Annotated in this window: 7 protein-coding genes; all 7 read right to left on the bottom strand. The window is 64.0% G+C overall.

Features of this window, described 5'->3' with window-relative positions; translation table 11 throughout:
- Window positions 1-5: 5 nt before the first annotated feature.
- Complete coding sequence (gene putA, locus AC1DSJ_RS00610) at window positions 6-3,827, bottom strand: trifunctional transcriptional regulator/proline dehydrogenase/L-glutamate gamma-semialdehyde dehydrogenase (protein WP_054424988.1); 3,822 nt, start codon at window positions 3,825-3,827, stop codon at window positions 6-8.
- Between the two features lie 155 nt (window positions 3,828-3,982).
- Entirely contained in the window at window positions 3,983-4,633 is a 651-nt protein-coding gene (locus AC1DSJ_RS00605) for a PqiC family protein (protein WP_245636373.1), read from the bottom strand.
- A 6-nt stretch (window positions 4,634-4,639) separates the two neighbouring features.
- A complete protein-coding gene (locus tag AC1DSJ_RS00600) occupies window positions 4,640-6,304 on the bottom strand; it encodes a PqiB family protein (protein ID WP_054424983.1) in 1,665 nt (554 codons plus the stop codon).
- A gap of 42 nt (window positions 6,305-6,346) precedes the next feature.
- Window positions 6,347-7,681 (bottom strand): paraquat-inducible protein A, encoded by a 1,335-nt coding sequence (locus AC1DSJ_RS00595; protein ID WP_175169371.1) that lies wholly within the window; start codon window positions 7,679-7,681, stop codon window positions 6,347-6,349.
- Entirely contained in the window at window positions 7,681-10,011 is a 2,331-nt protein-coding gene (clpA, locus tag AC1DSJ_RS00590; protein ID WP_245636393.1) for an ATP-dependent Clp protease ATP-binding subunit ClpA, read from the bottom strand. The genes AC1DSJ_RS00595 and clpA overlap by 1 nt, the downstream gene beginning before the upstream one ends.
- A gap of 37 nt (window positions 10,012-10,048) precedes the next feature.
- Window positions 10,049-12,268, bottom strand: a complete 2,220-nt coding sequence (gene pbpC, locus AC1DSJ_RS00585; RefSeq protein WP_427950325.1) for a penicillin-binding protein 1C — start codon at window positions 12,266-12,268, stop codon at window positions 10,049-10,051.
- Entirely contained in the window at window positions 12,265-17,490 is a 5,226-nt protein-coding gene (locus AC1DSJ_RS00580) for an alpha-2-macroglobulin family protein (RefSeq protein WP_441370774.1), read from the bottom strand. Before AC1DSJ_RS00580 ends, pbpC begins: the two co-directional genes overlap by 4 nt.
- Window positions 17,491-17,630: the final 140 nt, after the last annotated feature.

Raw genomic sequence — 17,630 nt, 5'->3', positions numbered from 1 at the left:
TCACGTCAGCCGATGGTCATGAGGCTGGCGTTGCCCCCTGCGGCGGCCGTGTTGACGCTGATGGAGCGCTCAGTCAGCAGGCGTTCCGGCACATAACCGGCACCCGCCGCCAGGGCGTCAGACGTCAAGCCATGCACCGACAGGATGGCGCCGGGACGCTGCGCGATGCGCTGGTTCAGCGCTTGCAGCGCGTCGCCATCGCCTTCGAACAGCACAGCCTGGTAATCGGCCTGATCGACTTCGTCATCAGCCAGAATGCCCGCCTGCCCTTGCTGCTCGGCGTCCAGCTTGGCCAGCAGCGCTTGCGCCGCAGGCGTGTCCGCGAACCAGGCGTGGTTGCCCGTCAGACGCGCCACAGACCACTGCGCACGCGCACCGGCCTCGGTGGCGGCCACGCAGTACACCGCGCCACGCGGCTCAACCATGTACGTGTTGGTTTCACCCGTGGGGCCCGGCAACGCAATGCGTTGCGGCAGCGGCGCAGCAGCGTCCAGCGCCGGCGGCAAGCCGGCCGGGCGCGTACCCAGCAATCGGTACATGTACAGCGGGCCACCGGCCTTGGGGCCGGTGCCGGACAGGCACTCGCCGCCAAACGGCTGCACGCCCACCACGGCGCCCACGATATTGCGGTTGACGTAGACGTTGCCGGCATGGACCTGCCCCGTCACGTGCGCAATGGTTTCGTCGATGCGGGTGTGCACGCCGAAGGTCAGGCCGTAGCCCGTGCCGTTGATGGCGTCCAGCAAGGCGTCGAGCTCGTCGCGCTTGTAGCGCACCACGTGCAGCACCGGGCCGAACACTTCACGCGTCAGTTCGCTGATGTGGTCGATTTCAATGATGGTCGGCGGCACGAAAGTACCGTGGCGGCATTCGCCATTGAGTTCCACTTGATCCACGCGATGGCCCGCCGTGCGCATCGTTTCGATGTGCCGTTGGATGCCATTGCGGGCGTCGGTGTCGATTACGGGGCCAACGTCGACCGACAGGCGGTCGGGGTTGCCCACGCTGAGTTCGCGCATTGCGCCGCGCAGCATGGTCAGCACGTGGTCGGCGTTGTCTTCCTGCACGCACAACACGCGCAGCGCCGAGCAGCGTTGGCCGGCCGAATCAAAGGCCGAGCTCAGCACGTCGAACACAACCTGTTCAGACAAGGCGGACGAGTCCACCACCATCGCGTTCTGACCGCCGGTTTCAGCGATCAGCGGAATGGTGTGGCCGTCGTCATCCAGGCGGTCGGCCAGCGTGCGCGCGATGATGCGGGCTACGTCGGTCGAACCGGTGAACATCACGCCGCGCACGGCGGGGCTGGCCACCAGTTGCGCGCCCACGGTCTCGCCACGGCCCGGCAGCAGTTGCACCGCGCCGTCCGGCACACCGGCCGCGCGCAGGATGGCCACAGCTTGCGCGGCGATCAGCGGGGTTTGTTCAGCGGGCTTGGCCACGACGGTATTGCCGGCGGCCAGCGCAGCCGCGACCTGGCCGGTAAAGATGGCCAGCGGGAAGTTCCACGGGCTGATGCACAGCACGGTGCCCAGCGGGCGGTGCGTGTCGTTGCTGAATTCCTGCTCGGCCTGATCGGCGTAATAGCGCAGGAAGTCCACGGCTTCGCGCACTTCGGCGATGGCGTTGGGCAGCGATTTGCCGGCTTCGCGCACGATCAGGCCCAACAGGGTCTGCATCTGCTCTTCCAGCAATTGCGCGGCGCGGCGCAGGCATTGCGCGCGCTCGGCCACCGGGGTCGATTGCCAGATGGGCGCCGTGTTGGCGGCAGCACGCAACGCAGCGTCCGCTTCTTCAGATTGCGCTTCCACCACGTGGCCCACCACGTCGCGCAGATTGGCGGGGTTGCGCACTTCAACCGCACGCGCCGGGTCCCAGGCCTGTTCGCCTTCGCCCAGCATGGGGCCGGCGCGCCACGGCGTGCCGGCACTGGCCAGCAGCGCAGCGGACAACGAGCCCAAGCGGTGTTCGTTGGTCAGGTCCAGCCCGGCCGAGTTGGCCCGAGCGCCCTGCTGCACGTTGCCGTAAAGCTCACGCGGCAGTGCAATCTTTTCGTGCGGTGCACCCAGCGGCACGATGCGCGAGGCCGCTTCCACCGGATCGGCCACCAGCGTTTCGACAGGAATGCTGTCGTCGCCGATCAGGTTCACGAACGAGGTGTTGGCGCCGTTTTCCAGCAGGCGGCGCACCAGGTACGCCAGCAGCGTTTCATGCGTGCCGACCGGTGCGTAGATGCGGCACGGGCGGTTCAGCTTGCCTTGGGCCAGCGGGCCGACCACTTCGTCGTACAGCGGTTCGCCCATGCCGTGCAGACACTGGAATTCGTATTGGCCCGGGTAGTAGTTCTGCCCCGCCAATTGATAGATGGCCGCCAGCGTGTACGCATTGTGCGTGGCGAACTGCGGGTACACGGCTTCGGGCGCACCCAGCAGCTTGCGGGCGCACGCCAGGTAGGCCACATCGGTGTACAGCTTGCGGGTATAGACGGGGTAGCCTTCCAGGCCGTCCACTTGGGCGCGCTTGATCTCGCTGTCCCAATAGGCGCCCTTCACCAGTCGCACCATCACGCGGTGGCGGCTGCGGCGAGCCAGGTCGATCACGTAATCGATCACGAACGGCGCACGCTTCTGATACGCCTGGATGACAAAACCAATACCGTTCCAGCCGTCGAGCTCGGGCGCGAAGCACAGCGCTTCCAGCAGGTCGAGCGAGATTTCAAGACGGTCGGCTTCTTCGGCATCGATGTTCAGGCCGATGTCGTAGCTGCGCGCCAATGCCGTCAGCGCCTTCACGCGCGGCAGCAGTTCGGCGATGACGCGTTCGCGCTGGCTGCGCGAATAGCGCGGGTGCAGCGCCGACAGCTTGATCGAAATGCCCGGGCCTTCGTAGATGCCACGGCCGGCCGCGGCCTTGCCGATGGCGTGAATGGCCTGCTCGTACGACGCGTAATAGCGGTCGGCGTCTTCGGCCGTGGTGGCGGCTTCGCCCAGCATGTCGTACGAATAGCGGAAACCGCGCGCTTCCATCTTGCGGTTGTTCGCCAGCGCTTCAGAGATGGTCTGGCCCGAGACGAACTGTTCGCCCATCATGCGCATGGCCATGTTCACGCCCTTGCGCACGAGCGGCTCACCGCCCTTGCCGATCAAGCGCGTCAGCGCCTTGGACAGCGACTGTTCGCTGCTCACGGCCACGAGCTTGCCGGTGATCATCAGGCCCCAGGTGGCGGCGTTGACGAACAGCGATTGCGAACCGCCCATGTGCGACTTCCAGTCGCCACGGGCGACCTTGTCGCGGATCAGCGCATCGCGCGTGGCGCGGTCAGGAATACGCAGCAGCGCTTCGGCCAGGCACATCAGCGCCACGCCTTCCTGGCTCGACAAGGAAAATTCCTGGATCAGCCCTTCCACCCCGCCGCCGCTGCGCTTGCCGCGCAGCTTCTTGACGAGGTCCGTCGCCATCGCATGGACCTTTTCCAGGTTGGGCATGCGGGCCTGGCCCAGCAAGAGCGGAACACATTCAGGTTCGGGGCGGCGGTAGGCGGCGGTGATCGCCGCGCGCAGCACCGACTGCGGCTGCACGTCCTGGCCAAACTCGTAGAACGGCGGCGTCGGGGCGGCATGGGCGTCGCCGCCCTCTTCGTCCGCCCCGGTATCCATGCCCAGATGCGACATTTCGGCGGGCAGATGGCCACGCTCGATCTTGTCCAGATAAGACAAGATGGCCTGCTTGTGCAGCCAATGCGGCGTGCAGTTGAGTTTGTTCGCGGCGGCTTTCAGGCGGTCGCGTAGTGCGTCATCGACTTTGACGCCGAGGGTCGTGCTGGCCATAAGAGATTGCTTCCTGTCGCATGGCAAAGGTAATACTGGATTCGAATGAATCCCAGTATGGGTAGGACCGTATGCTAGACAGGTTGCAACCGCGTTTGTATTAAGGTTAACCCTAGGTTAGACCCTGGTTAACCAATTGAGATCGTGCAGGTTTCTTAATCCTTGAGCGCGGAGCAGCCCAACATCTGCACCGAAGCCGATCCCGCCGGGGTTTGACCCCGGATCGCAGATGCCATCACCCCCGCCAAGCTGACGACCGCCCGCTGCTGCGCGGCGATCAACGCTGGCACGCCGGCTTCCGTCACGTTTTCCGTGACGACGCTGCGGCACAACAGACCCGTGCCTTTGGCATTGACGGGCCGCACGCGCCAGGTGGCGTCCAGCTGCGCCATTTTCCCGGACACGAGATCAAAGCGTTGCACGTCCGTCTGCACCCGCCACACAGGCGCCCCCGGGCCAGGTTTGACCGCCTGCACATCCAGCGCCCCCAATTCGCGCTTGAGCGCATCGGACAAGGCGCCGCGCAGCTCATCGCCCAGCGGCGAGCTCCAGCGCTCGGAATACAGCGCCGACACGCTGCCATCACCCGTGCGCACCATCAACTGCGGCTGGTCGGCCTGGGTAGAGAGGGTGACGCCCTGAACCTCGATCAGATAGCTGGCGGGCGCAGTGGCGGACGACGCCGGCGTTTGGGCCGCCGGCCCCTGCAAGGTGTAGTAATTCACGGGTGGCGATGACCCGCAGCCCGCCAACGCGGCGGACAAGGCAAGCAAAGACAGGACGGGACGCATGTGGGTAAGAGTCATGGTTCTTTAGTTCCTGACAGGGCCTGAACCGGGAATCGGGTCGTTGCCACGGCCGCGCAACAAGGCTTCGGGGTTGGATTGCAGGAAATCAGCCAAGGCGCGCAACGAACGAGCCGCGCGGCCGAGTTCCTGCATCGCTTTTTCGGTGTTGACCGGCAGGGATGCGTCGGACGCCAGCATTGCGTTGATGTTCGCCATCGATTCCTTGGCCTGCTTCAGCATGCTTTGCGCTTCCGGCGCCACCTGCTTGTCCAGGCGGTTCATCAGCTTGGACGTGCTGGCCAGCGTGGTGCGCAAGTCTTCGCCAATCTTGTCGAACGGAATCTTCTCGATCTTGGCGACGATGTTGCTGACCTGCTGCTGCAACTGATCCAGGTTGCCCGGGATGGTCGGGATCACGGCGGGGTCAGACGGCTGGAAATCCACCGGCTTGGCGTTCGGGAAGTTGTCCAGCACCACATACAACTGGCCGGTCAGCAGGTTGGACGTGCGCAACTGCGCGCGCAGGCCATGCTTGATCATCACACCCAGCAAACGGGTGCCCGCCACATCGCCATCCTTGGTCGCCCGTTCGCGCACTTCGTCATAGACGCGGCCCAGGCGCTCCGGATACAAGGTCGCGTCCACGATCGAGTAGAAGCGCTTGGTGGCCGGATCAAAGTCCAGGGTGATCTGCGTGACGTTGCCCAACGTAATGCCGCTGAAGTCAATTGACGCCCCCACCGTCAGGCCACGGATCGACTGGTCAAAGCGCATGCGGATCGGGAAGGCTTCGCCGTCGGGGTTGGCCTTGGCGGCCGCTTCGGTCGAATACAAGTCGAAGTTGGCGTCCGCAGGCGCGGGCGCACTGCCGTCGCGCGCGCTCTGCACGGATTCAAAGGCCACGCCGCCAATCGCCATTGACACGAGGGATTGCGTACGCACCTTCAACCCGTCTGCATTGACGCTGAAGTCCACGCCGCTGGCGTTCCAGAAACGCGTGCCGTTGGTCACGAACTTGTCGTTGGGCGCATCCACGAATACTTCAACGTTCACGGCGGTGCCGGTCTTGTCGAGCTCATAGCCGATGACGCGGCCCACATTGATGCGGCGGAAATAGACAGGCGAGCCGATGTCCAGCGACCCCAGGTCGGATGCCTTCAGCTTGAAGCGCTTGCCTGCGCGGTCATGCGTGACCGCAGGCGGAATCTCCAGGCCTTCAAAACTGAATTTGGTGGCTTTGGCGGAACCATTCTTGCCTTCGCTGGCGTCCACGCCGATGTAGGCGCCCGACAACAAGGTGCCCAGGCCCGACACGCCACTGACGTCCAGACGCGGCCGCACGACCCAGAAATTCGTGCCTTCGCGCGCCAGGTCCGACACGTCCTTGGCCAGCTCGGCCTGCACGACGACCTTGCTGCGGTCGCCATTGAAGCCAATGGACTTCACCGTACCGATGTTCACGTCTTTGTAGCGCAGCTGGGTCTTGCCGACTTCCAGCCCTTCAGCCGTATTGAACGAGATCGAGATATCCGGGCCGGCCTGCATCCAGGTCCGCACCACCAGCGACAAGCCCATCAGCGCGGCCACGATGGGCACCAGCCAGATCCACGAGATCCGGCTCTTCTGCTTGCGCGAGATCGCTGGCGACTTGAACTTCTCTTCACCGGCTTCGGGCTTTTGATCGGACATCTACTTTCCTTTTTATTCTTGAGCGGGAAACCATCGTTGTTGCTAACCCACTTCCTTGCCTGCAAGGGGCGCCGCGCGATCCGCTGGGCGCGAGAGGCTGGCGCCCTCGACCTCGGGCGCATCGATTTCACTTTCGCCTTCCAGGTCCCAACTACGGCGCAAGTCGAAGCTCATGGCCGCCAACATCGTCAAAATCACTACCACGCCAAACGCCGCCGCACCTGCGCCGGCGCTGATCTCCATCAGTCCCTGAAAATCTGCCAGGGCCGCCAGCAATATAACGACAAAAACATCCAGCATCGACCACTGGCCAATGAACTCCACCATTTGATACAAGCGGGTACGCGGACGCAAGTTGGTCGTGCTACGCCACTGTTCGGTCAACAACAGCAGGATCAGCGCCAGAAGTTTGGTCAGCGGCACGGCCACGCTGGCAATGAAGACAATCAGCGCGATGTCCCACGACCCCATCTGCCAGAGCTCAACCACGCCGCCCAGAATGGTGTGGGCGCTGTCGCCCAACACGGAACTGACCTTCATCACAGGCAGGACGTTAGCCGGAATGTAGAAAACCACCGCCGCCAGCAGCAACGCCCACGTGCGTGCCAGATGATCCGGCTTGCGGTAGTGGACGACGGCTTCGCAGCGCACGCAGTGGTGTTCTTCTTCGGGGTCGGCCTCACGCGGCAGCGCCTGCACCTGACCACAGACGTGGCAGCCGGCCAGCACCGTATCCGGCCCGGTCTCGGGGATGTGCACGGGGGCCACGCCGGCAGTTTCGGCATAGCGCCACAACACATGCGGCGACAGGCGCCCCAGCATCGTCAGGAAAATGGTCAGTGCGCCGAACGCGCCCAGGCCAATGCCGGGCGACACCGCCGCCATGCCGGCCAGCTTCACCACCGCCACCAGCACGCCCAGCAAAAACACCGGAATCATGCACCACGGACGCAGAATGCCCAGCAGGCGCATGGCGCCCCGGAACCCGACCGGCTCGCGGCCTTGGGACAAGGGGCCCAGCACCCACAACAACACGGTCAGCTGCAGCAGCGGCAACGCAAAGCCAGCCAGGCCCGTCATCACGGCGACGACCCAATGGCCTTGGCGCCACGTAATGGAAATGGCGTCCAGCAAGGACGCCTGTTGCACCATGCCCTGTACAGACATGGAAGCGACCGGGTAGGCGTTAGCCACCCCGAACACGATCAGGGCAGTGAGGGCGAGGGCCAGCCAATTGGACAAAGTAAGCCCGCTGTAGCGCCAGAGTATGGCTCCGCAGCGGGCGCAATTGGCGGTCTCTCCAGGTTCAAGCTGATGTCGGCGATAAACGCTTGCGCAATGTTCGCACTCGATCAGCGGCTGGTGGTCCGCGGTCATTAATCGATCAGTTCGACTTCCTGCTTATCCGGCGCATCCGATGACGGCGGTTTCCCGTTGTCGTCGAAGTCCAACGTCACCTTGCCCGAATCGTCCAGGTCCACCGTGACCGAACCGCCGTCAACCAGCTTGCCAAACAGCAGCTCGTCGGCCAGGGCGCGGCGGATGGTGTCTTGGATAAGACGTTGCATGGGACGCGCGCCCATGAGCGGGTCGAACCCCTCCTTGGCAAGGTGTTCGCGCAGTTTCGTGGTGAACACGGCTTCCACGCGGCGCTCGTGCAACTGGTCTTCGAGTTGCATGAGGAACTTGTCCACCACGCGCAGAATGACCTCGCGGTCCAACGCGGCAAACGGAATGATTGCATCAAGGCGGTTGCGGAACTCAGGCGTGAACATGCGGCGGATTTCCGCCATTTCGTCGCCCAGCATCCGCGAATTGGCAAACCCGATCGACGGACGGTTCAAGGTTTCGGCGCCCGCGTTCGTCGTCATGATGAGGATGACGTTGCGGAAGTCTGCCTTGCGGCCGTTGTTGTCGGTGAGCGTGCCGTGGTCCATGACCTGCAGCAGGATGTTGAACACATCCGGGTGCGCTTTTTCGATTTCGTCCAGCAGCAGCACGCAGTGCGGCTGCTTGGTGATGGCTTCGGTCAGCAAACCGCCCTGGTCGAAACCGACGTATCCCGGCGGCGCGCCGATCAAGCGCGACACGGCATGACGCTCCATGTATTCCGACATGTCGAAGCGCAGCAGCTCGACGCCCAGCGTGAACGCCAGTTGGCGAGCCACTTCGGTCTTGCCCACGCCCGTGGGGCCCGACAGCAGGAACGCGCCAATCGGCTTTTCCGGCTTGCCCAGCCCCGAGCGCGCCATTTTGATGGCGGCAGACAAGGCATCGATGGCGCCGTCCTGGCCGAAGACCACGGTTTTCAGGTCGCGGTCGAGCGTGGCCAGTTTGCTGCGGTCATCGTTGGACACCGACTGCGGCGGAATGCGCGCAATCTTGGACACGATGTTTTCGATGTCGACCTTGCCGATCACCTTCTTCTGGCGCGAACGCGGCAGCAGACGCTGTGCGGCGCCGGCTTCGTCGATCACGTCAATCGCCTTGTCCGGCAGATGACGGTCATTGATGAAGCGGGCCGACAATTCGGCGGCAGCCGACAACGCAGCGGCCGAGTAGCGCACGCTGTGATGCTCTTCGAAACGGCTCTTCAAGCCGCGCAGGATCTGCACGGTTTGCTCGACGCTGGGTTCCGGCACATCAATCTTCTGGAACCGGCGCGACAGCGCGTGGTCTTTTTCGAAGACGCCGCGATATTCCGTATAGGTGGTGGCGCCAATGCACTTGAGCTGGCCGGAAGACAGCGCCGGCTTCAGCAGATTGGACGCATCCAGCGTGCCGCCCGAGGCCGAACCGGCGCCGATCAGCGTATGGATTTCGTCGATGAACAGGATCGCGTCGGGATTACCGCGGATCTGCTTGAGCACGCCCTTCAGGCGCTGTTCGAAATCACCGCGGTACTTGGTGCCGGCCAGCAGCGCGCCCATGTCCAACGAAAAGACTTGAGCCGCTTGCAGAATTTCAGGCACTTCGCCGCGCGTGATGCGCCACGCCAGGCCTTCGGCGATGGCGGTCTTGCCCACGCCCGCTTCACCCACCAGCAGCGGGTTGTTCTTGCGGCGGCGGCACAACACTTGAATGACGCGCTCGACTTCGTGCTCGCGTCCGATCAGGGGATCGATGCGGCCCGCCAGTGCGGCGGCATTCAGGTCGGTGGCATATTGATCCAGCGGCGACTGACGCGATTCGCCCTGTTCTTCACCATTGGTCTGCTGCTCTTTCTGCACGGCGGCGGACTCCACCTGGGGCTGTTTGGTAATGCCATGCGACAGGAAATTGACGACGTCCAAGCGCGTGACGCCCTGCTGTTGCAGGTAGTACACGGCATGCGAGTCCTTTTCACCGAAAATGGCCACCAGCACGTTTGCGCCGGTCACTGGCTTCTTGCCAGTACCCCCTGCGGAAACGTGCATGATTGCGCGTTGAATCACGCGCTGGAAGCCCAACGTCGGCTGCGTGTCGACCTCGGCGCCGCTTGGAATCACCGGGGTGTTTTCCGAAACGAACTGGCGGAGGTTGCGGCGCAAGTCGTCCAGGTTCGCCGCGCATGCGCGCAGAACCTCGACTGCCGAAGCGTTGTCAAGCAATGCCAGCAGCAGATGCTCAACCGTAATAAATTCGTGCCGGGCCGAACGGGCCTCGACGAAAGCCATATGCAGGCTGACTTCAAGCTCTTGAGAAATCACGCTTCCTCCGTATTGCATCGAAGCGGTCAAATACACGATTCATATTCTATGCCGATCATGGCGTAACGCCAGAGATTTCAAAAACCACTCTGTCGTGGCGGCCTTGCGTGTCCATGACGGTAAGCGTATACCGGCCGTCTTGCGCCAGCACTAAATTAAACGGATGACTCGACGCGCCGTGTTTCACCACACGCCCATCAAGCATCCACCATACTTCGCCTTCGGCGCCTTGCACATCGACATCCAGCGCCACTTGCTTGCTGCCTGGCACGGGCCGCAGCACCGATCCATTTGCAACACCACCCAAGCGCAAAGGCCCTTGCGTGGCGTCGGCATAACCGGCAAACGACGGCGGCGCCGTGTCATTCAGCAGCCAGGCCGCGCGCTGTTCGGGACATTCCCCCGAGGGCACGCTGCCCAATCTGTAACCCAAGGGCCAGCACGTGACCGCTGCCTGCACCGTTTCGGGCCGGCTGCGCACCTGCTGCGCGCCTTCTGGCAATGCCGCCACAATATCCTGCAGTAGCGGCGCCGCCACATTCGCCCCAAAAAATCCGGGGTTCGGCGTTCCATCGGGCCTGCCGACCCAAACGCCAATCGTCCATCTGTCGGTCACCCCAATGGCCCAGGCGTCGCGGAATCCGAAGCTGGTTCCGGTCTTCCAGGCCAGCCGCCGGGCCGGACTACCCGACTGATAAAACGGCCGGTCAGGGTGCCCGCCGCCTTCGAGAATATCGCGAACGATCCAGGCGGCTCCAGGGCTCATCATACGGGACTCAATCCGAGGCTGCTCCGCCCGCAGACGGGGCCTCCCAGAGATGCCGCCCCGGGCCAAGGCCCGATAAGCACCCACCAATTCTTCCAATGTGGTGCCACCCCCGCCCAAAATCAAGCTCAAATTTGGATCTGCACCCGCGGGCAAACGTAACCGTACCCCGCCCGACAGCATCATCGACGCAAAACTGACGGGACCAACACGGTCCAGCAAGTCCACGGCGGGCACGTTCAGCGACCGCTGCAGCGCCTGCGCCACACTGATCGGCCCCGAAAATGCCGCCTGGAAATTACCGGGCGCGTAACCGCCGAACGACATGGGCGCATCGATCAGCAGGCTTTCAGAGTGAATCAGCCCCTCGTCCAGCGCCTGCGCGTACAGAAACGGCTTCAGAGTAGAACCCGGCGAGCGCACGCCACGCACCATATCCACATGCGCATAACGGGTATCGTCGGAAAAATCAGCCGATCCGGCGTAGGCCTTGACCTCAAGCGTATCGTTATCCATGACCAGCACGGCCATGGACACCTTGGGCGGCAGGCCGTCAACGCGGTCCAGCAACATTTGTTCCACCGACGCCTGCATGTCGGCATCCAGCGTGGACGACACCAACGGCGGGCGTTCGCCCGGACGGCGCGACGCAGCCTTGCCGCCCGCCTCTTGCAACAGCCGTTGCGCGGCCAGCGGCGCGAGCCAACGCGCACGCAGCGGCGGCGCAATCACGTTTTCGATCTTGGCGTCGGCCACTTCCGCCGGCGTCCAGCGGCCCAGCTCGGCCATGCGGTCCAGCACCTTGTCGCGCGCGGCTTGAGCGGCGTCGGGATGACGGTCGGGCCGTAGTCTGGATGGGGCCTGCGGCAAGGCGGTCAGCATCGCGGCTTCGGCCGGGCTCAAGTTGCGGGCCGACTTGCCCAGCCACAGCCGCGAGCCCATTTCCACGCCTTCCACAATGCCGCCCATCGGCGCATGCGTCAGGTACAGCGACAGGATTTCGTCCTTGCTGTAGTGCATTTCCAGCTGCACCGCGCGCCACGCTTGCCGCAATTTGGCGGACATCGAGCGCGACGGCTTGCCGGCTAGTTGAGGGTCAATCAGGCGCGCCACCTGCATGGTGAGCGTTGACCCGCCCGACACGATGCGGCGGTTCGTGGCCCATTGCCAGCCAGCGCGCGCAAGGGCCACCGGGTTCACGCCGGGATGCCAGTAGAACCAGCGGTCTTCGTACGTCAGCAGGGTTTCCAGATAGCGGTCGGAAACCTGGTCCGGTTTGACGGGATAACGCCAGATGCCGTCGCGGCTGGGATAGTTGCGCAGCGGCGTGCCGTCGGCAGCGACGACCACGGCCGCGCCGCCCGAGTCGATACGGGGAAGCGGATACAAGCGGTCGAGCACGAATAACAACGCGGCCAGCGCAAACAACACGCTGGCCGCGATGATGCCGCGCCGCCGCCAACGCCGGACGCGCTGGGCGCCTGGCGTTGAGGTAGCGGCGGCGTTCAAGGACGCTTGGCGCCGCGATCGCGGATGTCGACCGTGCTCCACTGCTCACCCACGCCGCGGATTTCGGGGCGGTACATATCCTCGGCCACCGTCGACGGCACCGCATAGCGGCCCGGCGTCACGACGCGCACCAGATAGAACACATCCACCTTGCCACGGCCCAACGACACGGCGGCCACGTAGCGGTCGTCGCGGAACTCGCGATGCTTGATGTTGGAATCCGACATTGCTTCCGCCACGCGGCGGCCGCCAATCGTCCATTCCTGCATCTCGGGGCTTTGCGACAGGTTCAGGTTTTCAACTTCGAAACCTGCCGGCACGCGGTCCTCGATCAAGGCATCAGGAATGATCTGGTTGGCGCTGGCCTGCACCCACACCACCAGCATGTCGCCGGTTTGCAGGCTGCCGCCATCCCACGGACGGCCGTCCGGGCGATACCAGCCACGCTTCAACTGAATCACGTCGTTGCGCGGCTTGGGCGCCACCGTCGGGCTGCCCTGGATGTCGTATTCAACAAACAGCGATTGCGCACCCGTGTTGATGATCTGCGTATTGGCCAGATCAGCAGCCGGCACAGACACCATCTGATCGCTCTTGCCGCCATCGAGCTCCTTGCGATTGCCATTGACCAGCAGCGCCGCCGACCACGGCGTGCTCTTGTCGCCGCCCATGACGCGTGCGGCCAACAACAGCGACATGCGTTCTTGGGTCGACAGGTACGAGCGGTTGCCCAGTCGCGCCGTCAGTTGCGTCAGCAGGTTTTCCAGGCGGTCATGCTTCAGGCCGTACTGGTTCGCCAGCGCGTAGGCCAACGAATAGTCACGGACGCTGCTGCCGTAGTCGCCCAGCCATTCGTCGTAATAGGCGTTGTAGTCGCGGCGCGGGAAACCATATTCGCGCGTCATGGCGGCATCCAGCGCAGACTTCATGCGCCCTTCATCGCCCATCAGCTTGAATGCGGCGGCCAGCTGGATCAGCGGCAGCGGCGAACGCGCCCGTTCCTGGTAGTTGTCGAACAGTTGACGCACCGTAGCAAGCGGCGCTTTCTTGTCGCGAGCCAATGCCAGCACCGCGGTCGCAAGACCGGCGAAACGGCGATGGTCTTCGCGCAGGATGTTGGCGTCGCTGCCGTCGATACGGCCGGCTTCAACGTTGCGGCGCAGGTTCACCGACCACGTGCCAAAGCCATTGGACGTCTGCTGCACTTGCTCCAGCAGCCATTGACGCGAACGGTCCAGCGTGGCTTCGGGCACTTCAAAGCCCTTGTCGCGCGCGTCTTGCAGGAAGCCCACGGCATAGGCCGTCAGCCAGACATCGCGGGACGTCGAGCCGCTCCAGAGGTTGTACGAACCCACGGCGTTGCGCATGCCCGACAAGCGCGCGATAGCGGTCGAGACCTGCGCCGCGCGTTCAGCTTGCGAATGCGGCTTCAGGCCGTATTGCTTGGCGACGTCTGCATCGATCAGCACCCACGGCAAGGCACGGCTGATGGTCTGTTCCGTGCATCCGTACGGATACGCGAGCAGCCCTTCAACCAGGCGGTTGACGTTGAACGGCGGGCGGTTCGACACCGTCACGCTGACCAGCGCCGAATCCGGATAGTACGAAGACACCCACGACGCTTGCGCCGCGTTCGTCTCGCCCGGATTCAGGCGCAGACGGCGCACCTGACGTTCACCCGCGTAAGCCGGCTGCACTTGCAGCACCGATTCGCGCACCAGGTGCACAGGCTTGCCCGCGCCCTGGCCATCAACGGTCAGGCGGATCAGGCCCAGGCCGTACGAACCCGTCGTGGTGGCGTTAAAGCGCAAGGTGGTGCGTTGCTTGTCCTTCAGCGTCAACGTGCGCACGCCATCGGGAATGGCCAGCGGGTCCAGCGCTTCCAGCTTGATCGTGATCTTCTGATCGGAGCCGCTCAGGTTGGATACGTCCAGCGCAATCGCGGCCTGGTCGCCCGGGGTGATGAAGCGCGGCGTGTTCAGTTCGGCCACGATCGGCGCCGCCACCACCATTTCGGTGTCGGTGCTGCCGTAGTTGTCAGCGGTGAAGGCCACTGCCATCAGGCGCAGCGTGCCGTTGAAATCAGGCAGGTCCAGCGGGATTTCCGCTTCGCCTTGCGCGTTCAGCGTCACCGGGCCCGAGAACAGGTCGACGAGCTTGACCTTCTTGGGCAGGCTCTTGCTGTCGCCGCGCATGGCGGCGTCACCGCCCCACTTCAGCTTGCCCTTGGTGCCGTCCATTTTTTCGATCAGCTTGCCGTACATGTCCAGCAACTCGGGCGCGTAACGGTGCTTGCCGAAGAAATAATCCAACGGATTGGGCGTGGCGTACTGGTTGATGTTCAGGATGCCCACGTCCACGGCAGACAGCGTCACCGTGGCCTGCTTGCCCTGGGCGCCATCCACCTTGACGCGCACAGTCGTCTTGGTTTCGGGCACCGCCTTGGGCGACGCAGTCAACTTGACGTCCAGCTTGCGGTCGGCGCTGGCGATCGGCAGGAAAGCCAAGCCCAACGCGCGGGCCGGCGTGACGCGGTCGCCTTCGCTACCCGGGCGGAACACGGCGGCGGCCACGTACAGGTCGTGACGCTTCCAGTCCTTGTCGATGGGAATTTCAACTTCCGTGCCCGTCGCTTTCACGGACACCCACTTGGACCACAGCATGCGGTCGCCTTCCACGGTGACCAGCGCCTGGCCGTCGTGCGGCGGCGTCAGCGTGACCTTGACGGTATCGCCCGGCTTGGCCGGCACGCCTTCAAGCTTCATCTGCACGCGGTCGGGGCGGTTGCCCATCGAATCGGCGTCCTGCGCATTCCAGCCCGCATAGAAGCGGTAACGCATCGTCTCGCCCGTTTCCGGGTCGGCAATTTCCAGACGGTAGCGGCCCCACTTGACCGGCACGGTCAGCTGGCTGCGATCTTTCAGCGCGATCTCGCGCGAATCGAGCAGTTCTTCGGTTTCGGTATAGCCGCTGTTCCAGCCGCGCTGGTCGTCGAAACGCCAGTAGTACTGGCGTTCTTCGCGGAACAGACGCATCTGGGCCTGGGCCAGCGGTTCGACCTTGCCTTGCGCGTTGACGCGGATCACTTCGAATCCGGCGGGCGCGCCTTCACGGGCCACGTCGCTGTCGAATTGCGGACGCACCGCAATCAGCTTGTCGGCGGGCCAGACGCTGCGTTCAATCGAACGCACGACCGGGCGGCCGCCCGATTCCAGCAGGCTGGCGGACACGCGCACCTTCATGGGCGAATGCGTGCCGGCCGTGTTCGGATTCACTTCCAGTTGCGCGTAACCCTTGTCGTCCAGCGCCGCTTCGGGCAGTTCGCCAAAGGTGCGGCGGGAATCATCGGCCACGTCGCCAAAGATGAAGCCCGGCCATTGCTGCGCCAGCGCGAAACGGTCGCGCTTGACCTGGAAGGTCGACAGCAGGCGGTTGCCGGCAGCCGGTGCGCCGTACAGGTAGTCGCCCTGCACATCCACCGTCAATTCTTCGTCGGGCGACAGCACTTCCTGTTCGGACGTCAGCGCCATCTTCATGCGTTCGGGCAGGAATTCCTCGACCTGGAATTTCCACGACGCATCCGGCGCGCGCGACGCGGGGTCGACACGCAGCTCAAGCAGCCAGGTACCGGTTTGCGCATCCAGCGGCAGATCAATGGCGCGCTCAACATAGCCCACCAGATCTTTGTTCGGCTGCCACAACGTGGTCTGCACCACACGGCCATCGGGGCGCTTGATGGTGGCGGTGAGCGGTGCGGGGGTCAGCATGCGGCCGTCGAGATCGCGCGGCAGCACCGACACGTTGAACGTTTCGCCCGGGCGGTACAGATTACGGCCGGCGTAGACAAACAGGTTGTTCGGGCGCGAGGAATGGCCGCCCGTGTCGAATTCCGACAGGTCCAACGCCGGCTCGGCCAGCGCCAGCACCGTCATTTCCTTGTCGCGCGAGGCGCGGATGACGCGCGCATTGGTGAAGCTGCCTTCAAAGCGGACATGGCCCTGCCCGTCGGCAGCGGCCTTGGCCAGCGACTTGCCACTGCCGTCCACCAGTTCGAACACGGCGCCAGAGATCGCCTGGCCGGACTTCAGCGACACGGAATAGGCTTCGATGCGGTCGCTGTAGCGGCGCGCATGCAGACCGATGTCGCTGACGTAGAAATACGTCACCTGGTATTCGTAGCGGAAACGGCCGGGCTGGCTCATCACCGCGATGTAGATGCCGGGCTCTTGCAGTTCCTTCACGCCTTCAACAGGCAGGAACGTCACATGGCGGCGGTTGGGCTTGTCGTCCGTCAGGAAGCGGCCTTGGTAGACGCTGGTCGTCAACGAATTCAGGCGGTCCAGATCCCAGTTGCTGACCGAACCCTTCAGGCTGCGGTTGTCGGAATAGCGCCAGCCATCATCTTCGTTGTAGCCGCCCTCGTCGTCCTCGGACTCGGTGGCCGTGTTGCGGCCAATGCCCAACACGGTTTCGAACAGTTCGGGCACGCGGTCAGGCGCCACGCGCAGGAACTGCACGTCGACTTCCGACACGTTGACGGTCGCCACGGGCAAACCGCCGTTCTGACCGGCCGGCAGCACCACGCCGCGGCTGGCGAAGTAGAACGAAGGCGGCATGGCCTGCGTGTTCACTTCGCAGTTGGTCGTTTCCGCCAGCACGACCTTGTCGCCCACGCCGGCCAGACCGGAGCGGACCGTGATCGCGTACTTGCGTTGCGGCTGGATGAACGGGAAATACACCATGCGCGGGTTTTCGCCCACGATCCAGTTGCCCTTCAGGATCTTGCCTTTAGGCGCGGAGTCGCCTGCCTTTACCGAGGCGGGCTGGTCGGACGTTGCAGACTCGCTGCTTTCGCCGTCCTTGCCCGAAGACGCACCCAGGTCGGTGACCTGCAGGAAATTGTCCAGGTTGCCTTTGGCGTCAACCGGCTGCGTGAAGGTGACGGATAGCGCCAACGCATCGTTGTATTGGCGCGGCTGGCACGTCAATGCCGCAAAAGGATCTGCTGCGCCCACTGTCGCGCTGGCAGGCAGCACCGGCTTGGCTTCGCCTGCAGCCGGCGTCGCCGGAGTCGCCGTACTGGCCGCAGGGGCCGACACAGGCGCCGGCGCCGGGCTCGCCGCCTGGCGATCCTTGCCCATCCACCAACCCGCGCCAATCGCGCCCGCTAATACCGCAACGCCGGCAACCGCCAGCCAGGTCTTACTGATCTTTCCACTCACGGCAAACCCCTCCGCCTACTCAACCACAACGCTCCTTAGCGGCGGAGCTGCCGACCAACGCGATCCGCGCGCTTCCCGGTGCGCGGATACTGCTGTTCAACTCATGGACAGCACAACGCCGCCATCGCTGGCGGCGTCTT

The organism is Achromobacter sp. 01N37 (assembly GCF_056399725.1).
This window is presented reverse-complemented; position numbering and strand designations above follow the sequence as displayed.

Excerpts from the sequence above, each read along its gene's own strand:
- AC1DSJ_RS00605 (WP_245636373.1), bottom strand. The coding sequence starts at position 4,633 with ATGACTCTTACCCACATGCGTCCCGTCCTGTCTTTGCTTGCCTTGTCC.
- clpA (WP_245636393.1), bottom strand. The coding sequence starts at position 10,011 with ATGCAATACGGAGGAAGCGTGATTTCTCAAGAGCTTGAAGTCAGCCTG.
- AC1DSJ_RS00600 (WP_054424983.1), bottom strand. The coding sequence starts at position 6,304 with ATGTCCGATCAAAAGCCCGAAGCCGGTGAAGAGAAGTTCAAGTCGCCA.
- AC1DSJ_RS00595 (WP_175169371.1), bottom strand. The coding sequence starts at position 7,681 with ATGACCGCGGACCACCAGCCGCTGATCGAGTGCGAACATTGCGCAAGC.
- putA (WP_054424988.1), bottom strand. The coding sequence starts at position 3,827 with ATGGCCAGCACGACCCTCGGCGTCAAAGTCGATGACGCACTACGCGAC.